The sequence below is a fragment of the Pseudomonas sp. SZ57 genome (assembly GCF_009495975.1).
GTDB classification, from domain to species: Bacteria; Pseudomonadota; Gammaproteobacteria; order Pseudomonadales; family Pseudomonadaceae; genus Aquipseudomonas; species Aquipseudomonas syringae.
In genome coordinates this window covers 208158-229986 of the sequence record NZ_WIBD01000005.1, presented here as the reverse complement: position 1 = coordinate 229986, position 21829 = coordinate 208158, and the positions used below count along the sequence as shown (strand labels likewise).

The following is a 21829-nucleotide window of genomic DNA, read 5'->3' as shown; positions in this document are numbered from 1 at the left end:
GGCCAAACAGCCCGGATTGACGTCCGGGCTTCGTGCAAGTGAAACCAGGGACTTTTATGTCGCGTCGTATCTCCCCCGTCATACCCGGCTTCGGGCTGACGCTGGGCTACACCTTGGTGTACCTCAGTCTGATTGTGCTAATACCGCTGGCCGCCATGTTCGTACATGCTGCGCAGCTCACCTGGGATCAGTTCTGGACCATCATCACGGCCCCTCGCGTGATCGCGGCACTCAAGCTGAGTTTCGGCACCGCCTTTTACGCAGCCCTCATCAACGGGGTGATCGGCACACTGCTGGCCTGGGTGCTGGTGCGCTACACCTTCCCCGGCCGCAAGATCATCGATGCGATGATCGATTTGCCCTTCGCCCTGCCGACCGCCGTGGCCGGCATCGCCCTGACCGCGCTGTACGCGCCCAACGGCTGGGTCGGCCAGTTCGCAGCTGATCTGGGCTTCAAGATCGCCTACACCCCGCTGGGCATAACCCTGGCGCTGACCTTCGTCACCCTGCCGTTCGTGGTGCGCACCGTGCAGCCTGTGCTGGCCGACATCCCCCGCGAAGTCGAAGAGGCCGCTGCCTGCCTGGGCGCACGTCCCCTGCAGGTGTTCCGCCACATCCTCGTGCCGGCGTTGCTGCCTGCCTGGCTGACCGGCTTCGCCCTGGCGTTTGCCCGTGGCGTGGGCGAGTACGGTTCGGTGATTTTCATCGCCGGCAACATGCCGATGAAAACCGAGATCCTGCCGCTGCTGATCATGGTCAAGCTCGACCAGTACGACTACACCGGCGCAACCGCTATCGGCGTGATGATGCTGGTGGTGTCCTTCATTCTGCTGCTGCTGATCAACCTGCTGCAGCGGCGCATTGAAACCCCATCCTGAGGAGGCGCAGAACATGTCTTATTCATCTGTTTCAGCCGCCGCCTCTGCCAACGCCGCCCGTCGTGGCAGCGCGGTGTCGCGACGTATCCTGATTGGCCTGTGCTGGCTGGTGTTCGTCCTGTTTCTGGGCCTGCCGCTGTTCATCGTGGTGTCCCAGGGCCTGAAAAACGGTCTGGGCGCGTTCTTCACCGCGATCCTCGAGCCGGACGCGCTGTCGGCGCTGAAGCTGACGGTCATTGCGGTACTGATCTCGGTACCGCTCAACCTGGTGTTCGGCGTCAGCGCCGCCTGGTGCGTGAGCAAATACTCGTTCCGCGGCAAGAGCATTCTGGTCACGCTGATCGACCTGCCGTTCTCGGTATCGCCGGTCATCGCCGGTCTGGTCTACGTGCTGATGTTCGGTGCGCAGGGGCTGTTCGGGCCGTGGTTGCAGGATCACGACATCCAGATCGTCTTTGCCCTGCCGGGCATCGTGCTGGCGACCATCTTCGTCACTGTGCCCTTCGTTGCGCGTGAGCTGATCCCGCTGATGCAGGAGCAGGGCACTCAGGAAGAAGAGGCCGCGCGGCTGCTGGGCGCCAACGGCTGGCAGATGTTCTGGCACGTCACGGTGCCGAACATCAAATGGGGCCTGATCTACGGCGTGGTGCTGTGTACGGCGCGGGCGATGGGTGAGTTTGGCGCGGTGTCGGTGGTTTCCGGGCACATTCGCGGCGTCACCAACACCCTGCCGCTGCACGTCGAAATTCTCTACAACGAGTACAACCACGTTGCCGCCTTTGCCGTGGCGAGCCTGTTGCTGATCCTGGCGCTGTTCATCCTGCTGCTCAAGCAGTGGAGCGAATCCCGCATTAACCGTCTGCGCCACAACGCGGCGGAGGAATAATCATGTCGATCGAAGTCCGTAACGTCAGCAAGAACTTCAACGCCTTCAAGGCCCTGAACAACATCAGTCTGGACATCCAGAGTGGCGAGCTGGTGGCTTTGCTCGGCCCGTCAGGCTGCGGCAAGACCACGCTGCTGCGCATCATTGCCGGTCTGGAAACCCCGGATGACGGCAGCATCGTGTTCCATGGCGAAGATGTGTCCGGGCATGACGTGCGTGATCGCAATGTCGGGTTCGTGTTCCAGCATTACGCGCTGTTCCGCCACATGACGGTGTTCGACAACGTCGCGTTCGGCCTGCGCATGAAGCCCAAACGCGAGCGCCCGAACGAAACACGGATCGCCGAGAAGGTCCATGAGCTATTGAACATGGTGCAGCTGGACTGGCTGGCCGACCGTTATCCGGAGCAGCTGTCGGGTGGACAGCGCCAGCGCATTGCCCTGGCCCGCGCCCTGGCGGTCGAGCCAAAAGTGCTGCTGCTGGACGAGCCGTTCGGCGCGCTGGACGCCAAGGTCCGCAAAGAGCTGCGTCGCTGGCTGGCGCGCCTGCACGAGGACATCAACCTGACCTCGGTGTTCGTGACTCACGATCAGGAAGAGGCCATGGAAGTGGCTGATCGCATCGTGGTGATGAACAAGGGTGTGATCGAACAGATCGGCTCGCCGGGCGAGGTCTACGAGAACCCGTCCAACGACTTCGTCTACCACTTCCTCGGCGACTCCAATCGCCTGAGCCTGGGCGAGGAGGGTCACCTGCTGTTCCGTCCGCATGAGGTGTCGCTGTCCCGCCAGGAAATCGAAGACCACCACGCCGCCGAAGTCCGCGACATCCGCCCGCTGGGCGCGACGACGCGGGTCACGTTGAAAGTGGAAGGGCAGAGCGAACTGATCGAGGCCGAAGTGGTGAAAGACCACGACAGCCTGGTGGGCCTGGCCAAGGGCGAAACGCTGTTCTTTAAACCGAAGGTCTGGCAGAAGCTTTAAAGCCCAGCCTCCGGCTATCGTTCCCATGCTCCGCGTGGGAACGCCTTTCTGGACGCTCTGCGTCAGATCTTGAGTGCGCGGTGTCAGCACGGGCATGTGACGCAGAGCGTCACGAACTGCATGCCAACGCGGAGCATTGGCACGATAGTCGCTTCACGATTTTTATCGTTCCCATGCTCCGCGTGGGAATGCCTTTCTGGACGCTCTGCGTCCTCGTGCTGTTATCGCACGGACAACGCCAGCATGAACGCCGCGACGATGCCGCATACGGCGAACAGTTGTTGCAGGCGTGGGCCGGCGAGGTAGCGGGCGACTTGTCTGCCGATGATCAGGCCGATGACGGCACCCAGCGCAAACGGCGCGCCAACGGACCAATGCATCACCCCGCTCAGTGACGCGGTAATAACGCTGCCCGTCGAGACCAGGGCGATCACCGCCAGTGACGTCGCCACGACACTCTTCATGTCCAGGTCGCTGTAGCGGGTCAGTGCCGGAATGATTACGAACCCGCCGCCCACCCCCAACAACCCGGACAGCAACCCGGAGCCCACCCCGGTCAGCGTCAGTGCGCGCAGGCAGGGCATGGTCCAGCGCAGGCGGCCCTGCAGCGGGTTAAGCACGCAGGGCAGTATTTCCGCACGCGGCGCCGGCTTGCCATGGCGCAATTCGCGGCTGGCCCTGATGAACATGCGTCCACAGGCGTACAGCAGCACGACCGAAAAGACCAAAGCCAGCGGCGTATTGGGCAGTCGATGAGCGAGCCACAGGCCCAGAGGCGCCATCAGTACACCGATGGACGCGATGTACCCGGCCGCGCGATAGCGGACGATGCCCTGACGCAGCCCCAGTACCGCACCGATCCCCGCCGCCAGCCCTACGGCCAAAAGACCGACAGGCGCGGCTTCGACGATCGACAGACCGAGACCGAAGACCAGCAGCGGCACGGCGAGAATGCCGCCGCCCGCGCCGGTCAACGCCAGCACCATGCCGATGATGGCCCCCAGACCAACGCCCAGCAACTGATGCTCATCCATGCCGGGTGTCAGCCTTTTGCGGTTTGGCCAGCCACTCTCGACCCTTGAGCATGCCATGCCAATAAAGCGCGGGCAGCACTCGCGCTTTCAACCACCAGGCCAGTCGGGTCGGCTGGCGACCCTCCAGCAGCCAGCGCGGAAAGCTCGGCGCAACCTTGCCGCCATAGGTAAATTCGGCCAGCACGATGCGGCCTTTCTCGACCGTCAGCGGGCACGAGCCGTAACCGTCATACACAGCTGCCCCATCCCGACGACCCAGCGCTACCAGCACGTTGTTGGCCACTACCGGCGCCTGCTTGCGTGCCGCTGCGGCGGTCTTGGCATTGCTGGTATTGGTGACGTCGCCCAGACCATGAACATTGGCGAACTGCCGGTGCTTCAGCGTGGCAGGGTCGACATCCACCCAGCCTGCGGCATCGGCCAGCGGGCTGCTGCGGATGAAGTCCGGGGCAATCTGCGGCGGCACTACGTGCAACATTTCGAAGCTTTGCTCGACGGTCTCGCTGCTGCCATCGGCTTGCGTGCGAATGAACGTCGCGCGCTTGCCAGGCCCGTCGACGGCCACCAGTCGATGGCTGAACTTGAGGCCGATGGCGTAGCGCTCGACGTACTTCATCAGCGCCGGCACATAGTCGGCGACACCGAACAGCACGCCACCGGCGTTGTAGAACTGCGTATCGATCTGCGCGAGACGGCCGCTTTTCAACCAGTGATCGCAGGACAGGTACATGGCCTTCTGCGGCGCACCGGCGCATTTGATCGGCATGGGCGGCTGGGTAAACAGCGCGCGGCCCTGTTTCAGGTTCTGTACCAGCTTCCAGGTGTAGGGCGCCAGGTCATAGCGATAGTTGGAGGTCACGCCATTGGCCCCGAGCGTTTCGACTAGCCCGTCGATAGCCGACCAGTCCAGCTTCAGGCCGGGGCAGACCACCAGTTGCTGATAACCAAGCACGCGGCCGTCGGCCAGCGTCAGCGTGTTGTGCTGCGGCTCGAAGGTCGCCACCGTAGCCTTGATCCACTGCACGCCTTTGGGAATCAGCGAGGCCATGCTGCGCGCCGTCGACTGCGGCGTGAAGATCCCCGCACCGACCATGGTCCAGCCGGGCTGGTAATAATGGGTATCGGCGGGGTCGACCAGGGTGATCTGCAGGGTGGCGTCGCGGGCCAGCAGGCTTGCGGCGGTGGCGATACCGGCAGCACCGCCACCGACGATCAGGATCTGACAGGTTGTTGTCGGAGCATTCATCACAGGGTTTTCCAGGGCGGGCAGCGGTCAAAGGGCATTGAGCGGGATCTTCAGGTAGACGATGCCGTTGTCTTCCTGCTCGGGAAAGTGTCCGCAGCGCATGTTGACCTGCACCGCAGGCAGCATCAGCACCGGCATGTCCAGCGTTGCGTCACGGGCTTCGCGCATGCCGACGAACGCGTCCTCATCCACCCCGTCGTGCACATGGATGTTGCTGGTGCGCTGTTCGGCAACCGTGGTCATGTATTTCAACTCACGGCCATTGGGCAGGTAGTCGTGGCACATGAACAGCAGGGTCTCCGGCGGCAGTGCCAGCAGCTTCTTGATCGAGCGATACAGCGTGCGCGCATCGGCACCCGGGAAGTCGCAACGAGCGGTGCCGTAATCAGGCATGAACAGCGTATCGCCGACAAACGCGACCGTGGCGTCACCGACTTGCACCAGGTAACTCATGCACGCCGGCGTGTGCCCGGGCGTGTGCATGGCCTTGACCTCAAGCGTGCCGAGGGCGAACGAGGCGTTGTCTTCCAGCAGCACATCGAACTGGCTGCCATTGCGCGCAAAGTCAGACGGCGCGTTGAACAGCGTGCCGAAGGTTTCCTGCACGGCAGTGATATGGCTGCCGATGACAATTTGCCCACCCAATCTCTGTTTCAGATACGGCGCTGCCGAGAGGTGATCGGCGTGCACGTGGGTTTCGAAAATCCACTGCACCGAGGCGCCCAGCGCCTGCGCCCGTTCGATCATCCGGTCGGCAGACTCGGTCCTGGTACGGCCGGACTTGGGATCGTAATCGAGCACGCTGTCGATCAGCGCACATTGCTTGCTGCGCAGGTCCATCACCAGATAGCTGATGGTCCAGGTATGCGTGTCGAAGAGCGCTTCGACATGGAGTTTTTCACCGATGATCATGTGCAATTCCTGTGGCTGTAAATCGCCTCAAGGCCCGTTTGGCCAGGCCGGACGGTTGGCAGTCGTTGCCATGATGTCTCAATAACCATGCCAATCACGGCAAAGCCTGTTCAGGCTAATAAACACAGGGCGTTTTTGGGTTTTGCAAAACACCTCGATGGCCTGCCACAGCTCGCTGACTGCCACATTCTGGCAGTCATTTGGCAGTCCGTGGCACAAGCTGGCAGGCGAATGGGTTAAGCTGCGCCCAGTCCACAGGAGCACCCATGAACCTCATCGCCACCGATTTTCCCGGCAGTCGCATGCAGTCGCTGGTGTCATACCTCGAACATGATCTGCGACCGACCATCGTGCTCGACACCGACTACAACATCATTGCCGCCAACACCGCCTACCAGCGCCAGTTCGGCGTCGAAGGCACGCCGCATGTGGGCGAGAAGTGTTATCGGGTGTCGCATCAGTTTGCGGTGCCGTGTGATCAGGCCGGTGAGCATTGCCCGATGCGCAAGGCCCATGAAACGCGGCTCCCGGAGCGTCTGCTGCACATTCATCACACGCCGCGCGGCCCCGAGCATGTGGATGTCGAGCTGCGGCCGATTCTCGACGATCAGGGTGAGGTGATCGCTTATGTCGAGCGACTGAGCTCGGTGGCGGTGGCCTCCGTCCAGCCGCAGCAACATGGGCTGGTGGGGCGCTCGGCGGCGTTCAAAGAAGTGCTGAGCGCTCTGCAACGCGCTGCGCCCGCGCAGATTCCGGTGTTACTGCAGGGCGAGTCGGGTACCGGCAAGGAACTGTTCGCGCGCGCACTGCACGCCAGCAGCGCCAGGTCCGCCGGACCGCTGGTGGTGGTCGATTGCACCGGGCTTACCGAAACCCTGCTGGAAAGCGAGCTGTTCGGCTATGAGAAGGGCGCGTTCACTGGCGCATTGCAGCGCAAGACCGGTCTGGCCGAAGCCGCTCATGGCGGGACGTTGTTTCTTGATGAGATTGGTGAGGTGCCGCTGGCCATGCAGGTCAAGCTGTTGCGGCTGATCGAATCGGGCAGTTTTCGTCCGGTGGGCAGTCTGCGCACGGTGCACTCGGATTTTCGGCTGGTGGTGGCAACCCACAAACCGCTCAGGGAGATGGTCGCCGACGGCAGCTTTCGCCAGGATTTGTTCTACCGTATCAGCGCCTTTCCGATTCGCCTGCCGGCCCTGCGTGAACGCAGCGACGACCTGCCGCTGCTGATCGACAGCCTGCTGCAACGCATCGCGCCTGGCGCCGCGCCGCGTGTCGACGCCGAGGCCATGAAGCTGCTGAGTCTGTACAGCTACCCCGGCAACATTCGCGAGCTGCGCAACATACTCGAACGTGCCCGTTTATTTACCGATGACGGCATCATTCGCGCGCAGGATTTGCCCGACGAAGTACGCGGACAGGGCGAGGCGGGTGGCGTGACGTACCGCCAGCAGGACGACAGCCTGGAAAAACTCGCCCATGCGCTGCGAGTGTTCAACGGCTCGCGCAGCGAACTGGCCAGAGAACTGGGACTGAGCGAACGCACCCTGTACCGACGTTTGCGTGCCTTGGGGATTCCGCGCTGACGCACGGACGCTATGACGCAGAGCGTCACGAACTGCATTCCCACGCTGGAGCGTGCGGAACGATCATCTCAACTATCGTGCGGCTCTCCGCGTCGTATACCTTTCCGGACGCTCCGCGTCCTCTTGACGACGCAGAGCGTCGTGAACTGCATTCCCACGCTGGAGCGTGCGGAACGATCATCGTAACTATCGTGCGGCGCTCCGCGTCGCGTGCCTTTCCGGACGCTCCGCGTCCTCTTGACGACGCAGAGCGTCGAGAACGGCATTCCCACGCTGGAGCGTGAGGAACGATCATCTCAACTATCGTGCGGCGCTCCGCGTCGTATGCCTTTCCGGACGCTCTGCGTCCTCTGGCGACGCAGAGCGTCGTGAACGGCATTCCCCCACGCTGGAGCGTGCGGAACGATCATCGCAACTATCGTGCGACGCTCCGCGTCGCATGCCTTTCTGGACGCTCTGCGTCCTCCCGACGACGCAGAGCGTCGAGAACGGCATTCCCACGCTGGAGCGTGATCGTGCGGCGCTCTGCGTCGCATGCCTTTCCGGACGCTCTGCGTCCTCCCGACGACGCAGAGCGTCGCGAACTGCATTCCCACGCTGGAGCGTGCGGAACGATCATCACAACTATCGTGCGGCGCTCCGCGTCGTATGCCTTTCCGGGCGCTCCGCGTCCGCCCTCGGGGGCCTTACTTGAACGTCACGACCCCACCGGCCAGGGATTCGACCCGCGCCAGGGATTCGACGCGATAGCCCTGGGCGTCCAGTTCGGCGCGGCCGCCCTGGAAGGATTTCTCGATCACGATGCCCAGTCCGGCCACCGTGGCGCCGGCCTGTTTGATGATCGAGATCAGCGCCTGCGAGGCTTTGCCGTTGGCCAGGAAGTCATCGATGATCAGCACCTTGTCGTCGCTGCTCAGATGACGCGGCGAGATGGCCACAGTGCTTTCCACCTGCTTGGTGAACGAGTACACGGTCGCCGACAGCAGGTTTTCGGTCAGGGTCAGGGACTGGTGCTTGCGGGCGAAGATCACCGGCACGCCCATGTTCAAGCCCGCCATGACTGCCGGCGCGATGCCGGACGCTTCGATGGTCACGATCTTGGTCACGCCAGCGTCGGCGAACAGTCGGGCGAATTCGTCGCCGATTTCCTTCATCAGGGCCGGATCGATCTGATGGTTGAGGAACGCATCGACCTTCAGCACCTGATCGGACAACACGATGCCTTCTTCGCGAATTTTCTTGTGCAGTGCTTCCACTTCAATTCCTTGGCTGCGCCATTGCGCAATAAATGATCAATAGGGTGTCGGCTAGCGTTTCAGCATGGCGCGAATGTCGGCAAGCGCGGTGTTGCCGCGCACCGCTTTGACTTCCGTCGGGGTGTCGTCATTGCCTTCCCAGGCCAGGTCGTCCGGGGGCAGCTCATCCAGAAAGCGGCTTGGCGCGCAGTCGATGATTTCACCGTACTGCTTGCGCTTGGCGGCGAAGGTGAAGGCCAGGGTCTGCCGTGCGCGGGTGATGCCCACGTAGGCCAGGCGGCGCTCTTCTTCGATGGTGTCGGCTTCGATGCTGGAGCGGTGCGGCAGGATTTCTTCTTCCATGCCCATGATGAACACATAAGGGAATTCCAGGCCCTTGGAGGCGTGCAAGGTCATCATCTGCACGCCTTCGGCACCGTCTTCCTCTTCCTGCTGACGTTCGAGCATGTCGCGCAGGACCAGCTTGCCGATGGCTTCCTCGATGGTCATGCCACCTTCTTCGTCCTTCTCCAGCGTGTTTTTCAACGCCTCGATCAGGAACCAGACGTTGCTCATCCGGTAATCGGCGGCCTTTTCGCTGGAGCTGTTCTGCCGCAGCCAGTTCTCGTAGTCGATGTCCATGACCATGCTGCGCAGCGCGGCGATGGGATCGTTCTGCGCGCACTGCTGGCGCACCCCGTCCATCCAGCGCTTGAAGCGCTGTAAACGGTCGGTGAATCGGCTGTCCAGGTGCTCGCCCAGGCCGATCTCGTCGGTGGCGGCGTACATCGACACCTTGCGCTCGGTGGCGTAATTACCGAGCTTTTCCAGCGTGGTCGAGCCGATCTCGCGACGCGGAACGTTGATCACCCGCAGGAAGGCGTTGTCGTCGTCCGGGTTCACCAGCAGACGGAAATAAGCCATCAGGTCCTTCACTTCCTGGCGGCCGAAGAAACTGTTGCCGCCCGACAGTCGATACGGCACCTGATGGTGCTGCAATTTCAGCTCGATCAGCTTGGCCTGGTAGTTGCCGCGATAGAGGATGGCGAAATCGCTGTACGGGCGGTCGGTGCGCAGGTGCAGGGTGAGGATTTCCATGGCCACCCGCTCGGCCTCGGCGTCTTCGTTGCGGCAGCGGATCACGCGGATCTCGTCGCCGTGGCCCATCTCGGACCACAGTTGTTTTTCGAAGGCGTGCGGGTTGTTGGAGATCAGCACGTTGGCGCAGCGCAGGATACGGCTCGTCGAACGGTAGTTCTGCTCAAGCATCACCACTTTCAACGACGGGTAGTCGTCCTTGAGCAGCATGAGGTTTTCCGGCCGCGCGCCACGCCAGGCGTAGATCGACTGGTCGTCGTCGCCCACTACGGTGAACTGATGGCGCGTGCCGATCAGCAGCTTCACCAGCAGGTACTGGCTGGCGTTGGTGTCCTGATATTCGTCGACCAGCAGGTAACGCACCTTGTTCTGCCACTTTTCCAGGATGTCGGCGTGTTCCTGAAACAGCTTGACCGGCAAGAGAATCAGATCGTCGAAGTCCACCGCGTTGTACGCCTTGAGCGTGCGCTGATAGTGGGTGTAGACGATGGCGGCGGTCTGTTCCTTGGGGTTGCGGGCGTTTTCCAGCGCCTCGGCGGGCAGGATCAGGTCGTTTTTCCATGAGCCGATCATGTTCTTGATTTCGTCGACACCGTCGTCGCCGGAATACTCTTTCTGCATGATGTCAGTCATCAGTGCCTTGACGTCGGTTTCGTCAAAGATCGAGAAGCCCGGTTTGTAGCCCAGCCGCGTGTGCTCCTTGCGGATGATGTTCAGACCCAGGTTGTGGAAGGTCGAGACCGTCAGGCCGCGTCCTTCGCTGCCCCTGAGCAGCGTGCCGACCCGCTCCTTCATCTCGCGCGCGGCCTTGTTGGTGAAGGTCATGGCGACGATGTACTGGGCGCGAATACCGCAGTTCTGGATCAGATGCGCGATCTTGCGGGTGATCACGCTGGTCTTGCCGGAACCGGCACCGGCGAGCACCAAAAGAGGGCCGCCGACGTAGTTCACGGCTTCCTGCTGCCGGGGATTGAGTCGGGACATGGCGGTATGAAGAGTCGTCTGTAAAAAAGGTCGGGCATTTTAACAGGCCCACGGTTTTGTGCAGTGCTCATCGTCGTCAGACAGTGACTGCTATCTAATTCTTCTGTTTTTGTTACATTTGCGCCGCGACGCGCGATACGTGTATTTGTCGCGCTCCTGCGAGAGAGCGGCCACCGGTTTTTCCTTTGCACTTAGGAAGTTAGATTGCCTACACCTGTCGAACCCTTGCGATTGCTGCTTTTGGCGCACGAGCCCTTCTGGCAGGCGCTGCTTAGCGGCTGCCTCACTGCGCCGGGAAGCAACGTAATACTTCTGCATGGCGCGAACTGGGACGTTTTCAGTGCCCGCTACGCTAACGAGCGCAATACCGTGCTGCTGACCACGCCTGATCTGCAGCCCAGGACCGGGGCCTGCCTGTTGCCTACCGTGGTGCTGCTCGAGACCGAACCACTGGTCGGGCCGACTGGCGTCAGTGACTGGCTGGTGCGCGATGCCTTGACCGGTGACACGCTTCGGCGCTGCCTGCGCTATGTCCACGAGCGCAGTCGCCTGGAAGACAGCCTGCGACGCCTGGTCGGCCAGGACCCGTTGACCGGCATCGCCAACCGCCAGGGTTTTCAGGCGCTGCTCTCGGCTCGCCTGAGCGAAGGCGGCAGCGTGGCGCTGGGGCATCTGGACCTGGACAACTTTCGCCGCGCCAACGATTCACTGGGTCATCAGGCCGGTGATCGACTGATCCTGCAAGTCGTGGCGCGCTTGAAAAACCAGCTCGATGCCGGTGATCAGATCGCCCGTCTGGGGGGCGACGAATTCGCCCTGTTGATCGACACCCGAACAACCCCCGAACGCGCTCTGCAAATGGCCGAACGTATCACTGACGTGCTGGCCGAACCCTATTGGGTCGATGGCGAAAGCCTGCTGCTGGGTTGCAGCCTGGGCATCGCTCACTCCCAGGCCCAGCCCGAAGCCGACCCGCTGATGTGGCATGCGCATATCGCCATGCGTCAGGCCAAGAGCATGCAGGGCTGCACCTATCACCTGTTCGACGAGCGCATCAACCGCAACGCCCGCAGCCTCGCCGACCTGGAAGGTGAACTGCGACGCGCCTTGCGCCGCGATGAGCTGGAACTGCATTACCAGCCGCGTCTGTGCCTGGACAGCGGACGTATCGTCGGCCTGGAAGCACTGGTGCGCTGGCGTCATCAGGAACGTGGGCTGCTGCCACCCAGCGAGTTCGTGCCACTGGCCGAGCAAAGTGGCCTGATCGTGCCGCTCGGCTATTGGGTCATCTTCCGCGCACTGCGTGACATGCAGGCCCTGCGCGAACAAGGCTTTGCCCCGCTGCACATGGCGATCAACCTGTCGTTCCGGCAGTTTCAGGACAGCCAGTTGCTGCCGACCTTGACTCGTCTGATCGCAGAACACGATGTCGATGCGCGCTGGCTGGAGTTCGAGCTGACCGAAACCGCGGTCATGCGGCGCAGCGATCAGGTCAGGCAGACCATGGATGCATTGCGGCAACTGGGCGTGCGCTTTTCGCTGGATGATTTCGGCACCGGCTATTCGTCGTTCATGCACCTCAACAGCCTGCCCATCGCGCTGCTCAAGATCGACATGGGCTTCGTCGGGCAGATGGAGTTACGCGAAGAGAACCGCAAGCTGGTCAACGCCATGATCAATCTGGCGCACAACTTGAACCTGGAAGTGGTCGCCGAGGGTGTGGAAACCGCCGGGCAGCTGGAGTTGCTGCGCAGTTTTGGCTGCAATCAGGTGCAAGGCTATCTGATCAGTCGGCCGCTGCCGGTGGAAGAGCTGGTGACCTATCTGCGTTCGCAAGCCGCGCACGCAGGTACATCCAGGTCCGGGTGACGGTGCGCCGGATCAGCCCGGCACCGCTACCCCGGCCGCATCCCTGCGCAACAGCCGAGCCGTCTTCCATTCAAACGCATAGGTCAGCGCCACGGCCGAGCAGAACAGGCCCAGCGCCAGCCCCCACCACACGCCCGAGGCGCCGGCATCGGTAGAGAAGCCGAGCAACCACGCGGCAGGCGCGGCGATCAGCCAGTAGCAGCCCAGGCCGATCAGGAAGGTGGTGCGTGCATCCTTGAGCCCCCGAATGGCACCCATGGCGATGGTCTGGGTGCCGTCGAAAAACTCGAACAGGGCGGCAATCGCCAGCAGTTTTGTCGCCAGTACCACGATCTCGGCAAACGCCGGGTCATTGATGTCCAGAAACAGCCCGATGACCAGGTGCGGTGCCAGCCAGAACAGCAGCCCGAACATGAGCATCACACAGCCGCCAAAACCGATGCCCAGACGCCCGGCCATGCGCACCATCAACAGGTTGCCTGCTCCATAATGCTGGCCGATACGCATGGTGACCGCGTAGGACATCCCCACCGGAACCATGAACGCCATGGACACGGTCTGAAGGGCGATCTGGTGCGCCGCCATCTGCGTGCTGCCCATCGCGCCCATGCAGAACGCCGCAAAAGTGAACAGCCCGACTTCCACTGCATAGGTGCCGCCAATCGGCAAACCGAGACGCCACAGCTCGCCCAGGTGACTGCGTGACAGTTTCGAAAGCCCTTTTCTGATCGGGTACGCCGCGTAGGCCGGATGCCGCCTGATATGCAGCGCCAGCGCGAGGGCCATGCAGTTGGTGACGATCGCGGTGACCAGCCCGATGCCCATCAGCCCCAGGTTGGGCAGCCCCAGCCATTGATGGATCAATGCGTAATTGAGCACGAAGTTGGCTGCCGCACCGGCCAGGCTGATGGTCATCACCGGCCCCGCGCGACCCAGTGCGCTGGTGAAGCCGCGCAATGCCATAAAGCTGAGCAGGCCGGGCAGGGCGAAGGGCAGGGTGATCAGAAATTGAGCCGCCATATGCACGTTGGCTTCGGCCTGACCGAACTGCAACAGGATGGGTTCGAGGTTCCACAGCAACAGCGCGGCAACCAGCGCCATGCCCCAGGCCAGCCACAGACCGGCCTGGGTCAGACGGGTCGCGCCTTCGGTGTCGCCGGCACCGTGACGGATCGAAACCAGCGTACCGACCGCGGCCATCACGCCGACGCAAAAGAACGACACGAAGCTGTACGTGGCAGCGCCCAGACCACCGCCGGCCAAGGCCTCCGGGCCGATCTTGCCCATCATCACGGTGTCGGTGAAGACCATCAGCATGTGCGCCATCTGTGACGCAATCAGCGGCCCCGCCAGGCGCAGGATGATCCAGAGTTCTTTGAGGGCGGACGGCTGCATGGTGACGGTGCTCTACGGCAAAGGGACGAATGAGCGACGTATTCTGGGCAGTTGCTCGACTAAACACAAAACGATAAATCCGATGCTCAGCATGACTAAAACTCATCTGAAGCTATTTTCAGCATTTGCAGTAAAGTAACCGTTCATCGTCCGCAGGAAGCGCCCCATGCCCCGTAGCCTCCCTCCTCTTTATGCACTAAGGGCTTTTGAAGCGGCTGCGCGGCATACCTCGTTTACCCGCGCGGCCGAGGAACTTTCGATCACCCAAAGTGCAGTAAGCCGGCATATTCGTACGCTGGAAGAGCACTTTGCCTGCCGCTTGTTTCAGCGCAACGGGCGTAACTTGCAGCTCACCGAATCGGCACGCGCGCTGTTGCCCGGCGTACGCGATGGGTTCCTGGCACTGGAGCGCGCTTGCAGCACCTTGCAGACCGACGAGGGCATTCTGCGCATGAAAGCCCCGTCGACCCTGACCATGCGCTGGCTGCTCGCGCGGCTCAGCCGTTTTCGTCATCTGCAGGTGGGCAACGAGGTGCAACTGACCAGCGCGTGGATGGAAATCGATGCGGTGGACTTTACCCAGGAGCCTTTTGACTGCGCGATTCTGCTCAGCCAGGGACATTTCCCGTCGGACTGGGAAGCCACACTGCTGTTTCCCGAATTACTGATTCCGGTTGGTGCGCCCACCTTGTTGAAGGACCCGCCATGGGATGTCGAACGCCTGGCAAAGGCTGAATTGCTGCATCCCACCCCTGATCGCCGTGACTGGCGCACCTGGTTGAACCGCATGGGTCTGGCCGATCAGGTGTCGCTCAAAGGCGGGCAGGTCTTCGACACTCTGGAGCTGGGCATGATTGCCGCAGCACGCGGCTATGGTGTGTCGATGGGTGACCTGCTGATGGTCGCCGAGGACGTGGCGCAGGCCCGTCTGAGCCTGCCGTGGCGCACGGCGGTGTTCAGTGGCGAAAACTATTATCTGGTCTGGCCGCGTACAAGGCCCGGCGCAGAGCGGTTGCGACGCCTCAGCGATTTTCTTCAGGCGGAGGTGGGCGCCATGCAGTTGCCGTTAGTTGAAGTACTCTATTAAAATTTAGTTTAGTATTGAACTGCCATCATTTGTAAATGTCTCGCTGCGCTCTCAAGTAACGACCTTGAAGGCCGAAGCATTGCTTGAAGATTGCTCGTTCATACGGCGTAAAAACACCAACTAAATCTATCAGCTGAATGGTAAGCCACGGACCCGGCGACTCCAATCATTCGGCACGGAGTCTCTATGTCCAAGCCTCGTACCCGAATTGCTTCGCAACTTGGTATTGCTCTGGCCGTGATCCTGGCGGTGGTTATCAGCGGTAGTACCCTGTTCGCGTTAAGGTCCCTGGACGCGTCCAACCTGGTCATTCGTGAAGAGCACATGTCGAGTGAAGCCAGGCTCCTCGCTGACCAGCTCAACACTTTCCACAGCACGTTGCGCGACAGCACTCAGCGCTTGAGTGGCCTGTTCGAGAAACGCTTCGCCGATGGCCTGAGCCTGCAAGCCGACAAGCCGGTCACGGTGGCGGGCACGTCCACGCCAGGCCTGTTCCTGCGTGATGCCGCGCTGAATAACGACTTCACCGAAGTCGATGAATTCCGCTCGATGACCGCTGGCGTCGCGACCATTTTCGTGCGCAGCGGCGACGACTTCATCCGGATCAGCACCTCCCTGAGCAAGCAGGATGGCACCCGCGCCATCGGCACCGTGCTGGACCGCAAGGGCGCAGCCTACGAGCGCCTGATCGCCGGGCAGAGCTATGTCGGCAAAGCGGTATTGTTCGATCGCTATTACATGACCCAGTACAGCCCGGTCCGCGACAGCAGCGGCAAGATCATTGCGGCGCTGTTCGTAGGGTTCGATTACACCGATGCGCAGAAGACTCAGTTCGATAACCTCAAGAACTTCCGTATCGGCTCTACCGGCTCACTGGCACTGCTCGACGAAAAGGGCACCTGGCTGGTGCCACCGGCAGGCGTCAAATCCCTGGACGGTGCCGCGAAGTCAGTTGCAGAGCTCGCCAGCAAACCAGGCAAGGCGCAGTTCTGGGATGACGGGGATGACAACTATTACAGCGTCGGCCAGCCGTTCGCTGGCGGCCCCTGGACCGTCATCGCCAGCATGCCGCGCAAGGAAATCAGCGAAGTGACCTGGCACGTCGGCACACAATTGGCGATCGGCAGTCTGCTGGCCATGATCATCGCGGTGGTCAGCGCCATCTGGCTGCTGCGCAGCAAGCTTCGCCCACTGTCCGAATTGGTACGCCAGGCCGACGCACTGGGTGCAGGCGACCTGAGCGTACGCCTGAATGTGACCAGCAATGACGAGATCGGGCAGTTATCGGGCAGCTTCAACAAGATGAGCGAAGCACTGTCATCGATGGTGGCGCATATCCGTACCGCGGCGCAGGAAGTCAGCTCCCGCGCCAACGCGCTGTCCGGCCTGTCGGGCGGCGCGTTCGAGGGCATGGAGCAGCAATCCGGCGAGATCACCAGCATGGCCGGTGCCGTCGAAGAGTTCAGCGCCACGTCGATGAACATCGCCGACAACATGGGCAATACCGAACGACTGGCACAGGAAAATGCCCAGCAGACACGCATCGGTCGCACCTCGATGGAAGAGGCATCTTCGTCGCTGCAACAGATCGCCACTTCGCTGAGCAGCACCGCGAAAGTCATCGACACGCTGGGCCAACGCTCGCAGGAAATCGGCAGTATCGTCGGGGTGATTACCTCGATTGCCGACCAGACCAACCTGCTCGCGCTCAACGCTGCCATCGAGGCCGCACGCGCCGGTGAGCAGGGTCGCGGCTTTGCCGTGGTGGCTGACGAAGTCCGCAGCCTGGCCTCGCGCACCCGTGAAGCCACGGATGAGATTTCCGGCATGATCGCCAGCATCCAGCAGGAAACCGGCAACGCCATCAGCACCATGCAGCAGGGCAACACACTGATGCAGGAAGGCCTGTCGCTCAACGCCAAAGTGGCCTCCGCACTGGCGCAGATCGACGAGCAAAGCCGCTCGGCCGGTCACCAGTTCGCCGCCATCACCACCGCCACCCAGGAACAAAGCAGCACCGCGACCATGCTCAGCAGCAACCTGCAAAGCATCGCCATGGCCAACAGCGAACAGCGCCAGGTCATGTCCAACCTGGCCATCACTGCCCAGGAGCTGAATGGCCTGGCGACAGAACTGCGTCACGAGGTTGACCGGTTCCGATAAGACTGACCGAACAGTGTGCCAATGCTCGGCGTTGGCACGCTGTTCCAGACGCTTGCGTCAGGTTCTGAATACCCGCCAAAGCCTGCTATGCCGCTACAGGCGCCACTCGTGTCACCAAGCGTTTCTGGTCAGTTTGCAGGATTAAAGGCCAGGCACTCAAACCCCCTATACTGTTCCTACACCCCAATGCGGATGCTTCAACAGGATCTACGGTAAACCCCGTCTCCCTAACCATCGTCAAGGATCCAGACAATGAAGCAATATGTTGAAAACTATCAGCCTACAGAAGGCTTCGCGCCTGCAACCGGCCATGTGGAAGGCGACTCGGTCTCTCCTAAGGCGATGATTTTCCATATCCTGAAAGACCTCAGCAGCGATGTTGAAGTGCTGGATATCGGGTTCGGCTCTGGAACACTGGGCGCGTTGATCAAGGCAAACCCGGACACGGCGCACTGGTCGGTGGACGGCATCGATGGCTGGGAAGCCAATTGCCAGAATTCGCAGCTGCATGAGAACGCTACCTACCGCAACATCTGGCACGGCCTGGCTCAAGAGCTGTCATCCGAGCGGCTGGCCCAGTACCGGATAATCTGTCTGCTGGATGTAGTCGAGCACTTGACGGCCGATACGGCGAGATGGCTGGTGCGCACGTTGCTTTCCAGCCTGGGGGCGGATGCCTATCTGTTCATCAGCACGCCACTGTGGTTTTACCCGCAAGAAACTCAACAGACCGGCGATCTTGAGGAACACCTGATCGGCGTGCCTGCTTCGTCGATGATGGCGCTGTGTCCGCACCTGTATGCAGTCAATCAGCCGCTCATCGGCGGGTTCGTGTTCAGTCGCCGCAGCCTGGATTTCGTGGAGTTCTTCCAGCCCACAGCAGATAAATCGTTTTCGTATGAAAAAGGCATGCACGTCGCAAAAGCCGTCGGCATGAAACTCGAGCCCAATGTTGCGTTCACTATGGATTGACCCGGTAACGTTTCCGCCTTCTGCGGGCGGCATGTCGGGTGAACAGCCATGAGACGCGTGCGACGGGTCCATGGCGGATGCCCGAGCGATTTCAAAATACTGATTTATGACACTTTTATTTCAATGAAATCCGCGCTGTGCGATGCTGGCGCCAAGGCCCGTGGCCGACTAAAAGCTTAGGCTCTGTACGAAAAGTCGGCGAGCGAAGGTCAGGCGAGGCAAAAACAGGCGAGGAAGCGGAGTCTACGTGTTGTAAATGAGCATTCCGAGCCTGTTTTTAACGAAGCATCACCGAGCGCAGCCACTTTTCGTACAGAGCCTAGTAGAGCGTTACACCCATCCCCGCTCTACACGCTGCATCTTTCAATTCATCGCCTGTATGGGCAAACCTCAGGGGGCTTTTCGCATGCTGACCCTGCTCGATTTGCTATCTGCCGTCGCCCTGCTGATCTGGGGCACGCATATCGTGCGCACTGGCATCCTTCGTGTTTACGGCACACAACTTCGTCGTGTGCTCAGCCAGAACATGTCCAAACGACCGCTCGCGTTCATCGCCGGCATTCTGGTGACGGCGCTGGTGCAAAGCAGTAACGCCACCGCCATGCTGGTGACATCGTTTGTCGGCCAGGGGCTGATGACGCTGACGCCTGCGCTGGTGATCATGCTCGGCGCCGATGTCGGCACCGCCCTGATGTCTCGCGTGCTGACTTTCGATCTGTCATGGCTGTCGCCGTTGCTGATCTTCCTTGGCGTAGTGTTTTTCCTGTCGCGCAAGCAGACCCGTGCCGGTCAACTGGGGCGGGTCGGTATCGGCCTGGGCCTGATCGTGCTGGCCTTGCAGTTGATCGTCGAGGCTGCCGCACCGATCACCCAGGCCGCAGGGGTCAAGGTGCTGTTCGCCTCGCTGACCGGCGACCTGCTGCTGGATGCGCTGGTGGGCGCCATGTTCGCGCTGATCTCTTATTCCAGTCTGGCGGCGGTGCTGCTGACGGCGACACTGGCGGGCACCGAAGTCATTGGCTTGCCGGTGGCGATCGGCCTGGTGATCGGCGCCAACATCGGCAGCGGTCTGCTGGCCTTCCTCAGTACCAGCATGCAGAACGTTGCCGGTCGGCAGGTGGCGCTGGGCAGTCTGCTGTACAAGCTGTTCGGCCTGCTGCTGATCTTTCCGGTGCTCGACCCGCTGGTTGCCTGGATCGACACGCTGGGCTATCGCCCGCAGGAACTGGTCATCGGCTTTCACCTGCTCTACAACACGGTGCGCTGCCTGATCATGCTGCCAACCGTGGCCCCGATGGCGCGGTTGTGCTCGTATCTGCTGCCGCAGCAGAACGAAGTCGGCGGCCTGGCCAAGCCGCGTCACCTGGACCTGACCGCGCTGTCGACACCCAGCCTCGCGCTGGCCAACGCGGTGCGTGAAACCCTGCGCATGGGCGATCTGATCGAAAGCATGCTCGCCTCGATGCTGGCGGTACTGCGCGGCACGCAAACGGCGGTGACCCAGGAAGTGCGCCGCCTCAACGACGACGTCGAAGCGCTGTACAGCGCGATCAAGCTGTACCTGGCGCAGATGCCGCGTGAAGACCTCGGCGAGCACGATAACCGGCGCTGGGCCGAGATCATCGAGCTGACCATCAACTTGGAACTGGCCAGCGGCCTGATCGAACGCATGCTGCGCAAGATCCAGCAGCAGAAGACAGCGCATCGCCGGTCGTTCTCTGAAGTCGGACTTGAAGAACTTGCCGATCTGCAGATCCAGTTACAGTCGAACCTGCGCCTGGGCCTCTCTGTGTTCCTCAGCGGCGATCACGAAAGCGCACGTCAGTTATTGCGCGAAAAACGCCAGTTCAGGGCCGAGGAGCGACGCCTGGCGCACGCCCACGTCAGCCGTTTGCGCAACAAGGTGGTCCAGAGCATCGAAACCAGTTCGCTGCACCTGGAACTGATTGCCGACATGAAGCGTCTGAACTCGCTGTTTTGCAGCAGCGCCTACGTGGTGCTGGAAACCGCTGACACAGGAGCCTTGTCGAGCGAGGTCGAGGCCGACAGATCACTATGAACGTAAGGGCCGAGGTGAAGTCTGTTAAACATACCGGCCCGCCAGGAAAGCTGTTTTATGCGTTGCCTGCTGTTCGCTTGTCTGCTCCTCGGTTCACTCCCCTCATTCGCCCTTGATCGTCCTCAGGTCGAGGGCTACCTGCTGCCCAATGGTTTGCAAGTCATTCTCAAACCCGGTTACGACAAGGGTCACGTCGCCATCCGCCTGGTGGTGGGTATCGGCTTCGATGATTTCCCGTGTCAGGACAAGGAACTGCCGCATCTGCTGGAACACTTGCTGTTCAGCGGCGTGGATGACAGCGGTGAAGGCGGGCTGGAAGAGCGTATGCAGGCGTTGGGCGGCGAGTGGAACGCCTTCACCAGCAACGCCGACACCACCTTCGTGATCGAAGCGCCTGCGCGCAACCAGCGCAAGGTGCTCGACCTGTTGCTGGAAATCATGACCAAAACCGAGCTGAGCCAGGCGCGGCTGGACGGCGTCAAACGCGTGGTCGAGCGTGAAGATGGCGGGCACTTTTCGCACTTGCAGCGCCTGCTTGACCGGCGTGATTCAGGGCGCAGCGCCAGCAGCCAGCTGGCCGTGGAAATGGGCCTCAAATGCGCCGAGCGTCCCGAGGTGGACGGCATCGAGCTGGAGCACATCGAAGACATCTTCGCCAACTGGTACGCACCCAACAACATGACGCTGATTGTGGTGGGTGATCTGGACAAGCTGCTGCCCGCCTATCTGGAGCGCACCTACGGCAAGCTCGCCCCCACCGACCCCATCGACCACCCGCCACTGGCGCAAGGCAACGGCTCGGCCGAACCGCGCCGCGAGCTTGAACGCGGCGGGCTGGGCGAGAGTGCCAAGCTGCACCTGATCTACCCCGAGCCGCAGCTCGACGACCAGCACGACGAAACCTGGGAGTTGGTCAAAGCCTATCTGGACTGGACGCTCTACACTGAGCTGCGCCTGAAACACAGTTTGTCCTACGGCCCCTCCGCAGAGCGCGAAGTGTTCGGCGATGTCGGGTTTCTGAGCCTGAATGCCGATGTCGAGCGTGACGATACCGATGAAGCCGAGCGCGACATTCGCGGCCTGGTCGAGCGCCTGCAAAAAGACGGCATGCAGCCCGCTACGTTTGCGCGGCTGCAACAGCTCGCCATAGACCGGCAATCTTGGGCCACTCAAGGCAATAGTGCGCTGGCCGACTACTATTGGAGCGCGCTCAACGATTATGAAAACGGGCGCTTTGAGGATCCGGCCAAACGGATCAAGGCGGTGAAGCTGGAAACCGCCAATCAGGCGATGCGCCAGTTGCTTGCCCAGCCGGGTTACATGCGCATTGAAAAGCCGCTGTTCAGTTATGACGGTCTGTATTGGCTGATTGGCGGGGTACTGGGTTTCATCGCACTGCTGGCCCTGTGGCGCTGGCGTGCACGCAGCAAATAGAATCCTGA

16 protein-coding genes and 1 pseudogene are annotated in these 21829 nt (G+C 61.5%); 11 read left to right on the top strand and 6 right to left on the bottom strand.

Annotated features, from left to right (window positions below; all coding sequences use genetic code 11):
- Positions 1 to 56: 56 nt before the first annotated feature.
- Genes cysT through GE543_RS09255 form a run of 3 tightly spaced genes read left to right on the top strand, consistent with a single transcriptional unit; the run spans position 57 to position 2747 of the window.
- Complete coding sequence (cysT, locus tag GE543_RS09265; protein ID WP_003421596.1) at positions 57 to 878, top strand: sulfate ABC transporter permease subunit CysT; 822 nt, start codon at positions 57 to 59, stop codon at positions 876 to 878.
- Between the two features lie 13 nt (positions 879 to 891).
- Complete coding sequence (gene cysW / locus GE543_RS09260; RefSeq protein WP_002551394.1) at positions 892 to 1764, top strand: sulfate ABC transporter permease subunit CysW; 873 nt, start codon at positions 892 to 894, stop codon at positions 1762 to 1764.
- A gap of 2 nt (positions 1765 to 1766) precedes the next feature.
- Entirely contained in the window at positions 1767 to 2747 is a 981-nt protein-coding gene (locus tag GE543_RS09255; protein ID WP_002551393.1) for a sulfate/molybdate ABC transporter ATP-binding protein, read from the top strand.
- Positions 2748 to 2968: 221 nt separating this feature from the next.
- Here GE543_RS09255 and GE543_RS09250 read toward each other — a convergent pair whose 3' ends face one another.
- Genes GE543_RS09250 through GE543_RS09240 form a run of 3 tightly spaced genes read right to left on the bottom strand, consistent with a single transcriptional unit; the run spans position 2969 to position 5939 of the window.
- Entirely contained in the window at positions 2969 to 3781 is an 813-nt protein-coding gene (locus tag GE543_RS09250; protein ID WP_103689341.1) for a sulfite exporter TauE/SafE family protein, read from the bottom strand.
- Positions 3774 to 5027, bottom strand: a complete 1254-nt coding sequence (locus GE543_RS09245) for an FAD/NAD(P)-binding oxidoreductase (RefSeq protein ID WP_153221264.1) — start codon at positions 5025 to 5027, stop codon at positions 3774 to 3776. The genes GE543_RS09250 and GE543_RS09245 overlap by 8 nt, the downstream gene beginning before the upstream one ends.
- A gap of 27 nt (positions 5028 to 5054) precedes the next feature.
- On the bottom strand, positions 5055 to 5939 hold the full coding sequence (locus GE543_RS09240) for an MBL fold metallo-hydrolase (protein ID WP_153221263.1): 885 nt from the start codon (positions 5937 to 5939) through the stop codon (positions 5055 to 5057).
- 266 nt (positions 5940 to 6205) lie between these two features.
- Between GE543_RS09240 and GE543_RS09235 the strand changes: the two genes are divergently transcribed.
- The gene (locus GE543_RS09235) at positions 6206 to 7525 is read left to right on the top strand and encodes a sigma-54-dependent Fis family transcriptional regulator (RefSeq protein WP_153221262.1); all 1320 of its coding nucleotides are present in this window, start codon (positions 6206 to 6208) and stop codon (positions 7523 to 7525) included.
- 686 nt (positions 7526 to 8211) lie between these two features.
- Here GE543_RS09235 and GE543_RS09210 read toward each other — a convergent pair.
- The gene (locus GE543_RS09210; protein WP_003318411.1) at positions 8212 to 8781 is read right to left on the bottom strand and encodes a xanthine phosphoribosyltransferase; all 570 of its coding nucleotides are present in this window, start codon (positions 8779 to 8781) and stop codon (positions 8212 to 8214) included.
- A 51-nt stretch (positions 8782 to 8832) separates the two neighbouring features.
- Positions 8833 to 10842 (bottom strand): DNA helicase Rep, encoded by a 2010-nt coding sequence (gene rep / locus GE543_RS09205; protein ID WP_003318412.1) that lies wholly within the window; start codon positions 10840 to 10842, stop codon positions 8833 to 8835.
- A gap of 204 nt (positions 10843 to 11046) precedes the next feature.
- On the opposite strand from rep, the gene GE543_RS09200 reads away from it, so the two are divergent.
- Positions 11047 to 12711 (top strand): bifunctional diguanylate cyclase/phosphodiesterase, encoded by a 1665-nt coding sequence (locus GE543_RS09200; protein ID WP_100073094.1) that lies wholly within the window; start codon positions 11047 to 11049, stop codon positions 12709 to 12711.
- Between the two features lie 12 nt (positions 12712 to 12723).
- Here GE543_RS09200 and GE543_RS09195 read toward each other — a convergent pair whose 3' ends face one another.
- A complete protein-coding gene (locus tag GE543_RS09195; protein WP_003421587.1) occupies positions 12724 to 14106 on the bottom strand; it encodes a NorM family multidrug efflux MATE transporter in 1383 nt (460 codons plus the stop codon).
- A 166-nt stretch (positions 14107 to 14272) separates the two neighbouring features.
- Here GE543_RS09195 and GE543_RS09190 point away from each other — a divergent pair, with 166 nt between their 5' ends.
- From GE543_RS09190 to GE543_RS09170, 6 genes and pseudogenes are all read left to right on the top strand, one after another.
- A complete protein-coding gene (locus tag GE543_RS09190) occupies positions 14273 to 15193 on the top strand; it encodes a LysR substrate-binding domain-containing protein (protein ID WP_153221261.1) in 921 nt (306 codons plus the stop codon).
- 186 nt (positions 15194 to 15379) lie between these two features.
- Positions 15380 to 16501 (top strand): annotated as a pseudogene (locus tag GE543_RS27800) (Cache 3/Cache 2 fusion domain-containing protein); the annotation flags it as partial.
- Complete coding sequence (locus tag GE543_RS27795) at positions 16496 to 17356, top strand: methyl-accepting chemotaxis protein (RefSeq protein WP_370737591.1); 861 nt, start codon at positions 16496 to 16498, stop codon at positions 17354 to 17356. The pseudogene GE543_RS27800 and the gene GE543_RS27795, both read left to right, overlap by 6 nt.
- A gap of 252 nt (positions 17357 to 17608) precedes the next feature.
- Complete coding sequence (locus tag GE543_RS09180) at positions 17609 to 18328, top strand: bifunctional 2-polyprenyl-6-hydroxyphenol methylase/3-demethylubiquinol 3-O-methyltransferase UbiG (RefSeq protein ID WP_153221259.1); 720 nt, start codon at positions 17609 to 17611, stop codon at positions 18326 to 18328.
- A gap of 406 nt (positions 18329 to 18734) precedes the next feature.
- On the top strand, positions 18735 to 20387 hold the full coding sequence (locus GE543_RS09175; protein WP_046235682.1) for a Na/Pi cotransporter family protein: 1653 nt from the start codon (positions 18735 to 18737) through the stop codon (positions 20385 to 20387).
- 57 nt (positions 20388 to 20444) lie between these two features.
- Entirely contained in the window at positions 20445 to 21821 is a 1377-nt protein-coding gene (locus tag GE543_RS09170; protein ID WP_153221258.1) for a pitrilysin family protein, read from the top strand.
- Positions 21822 to 21829 lie beyond the last annotated feature (8 nt).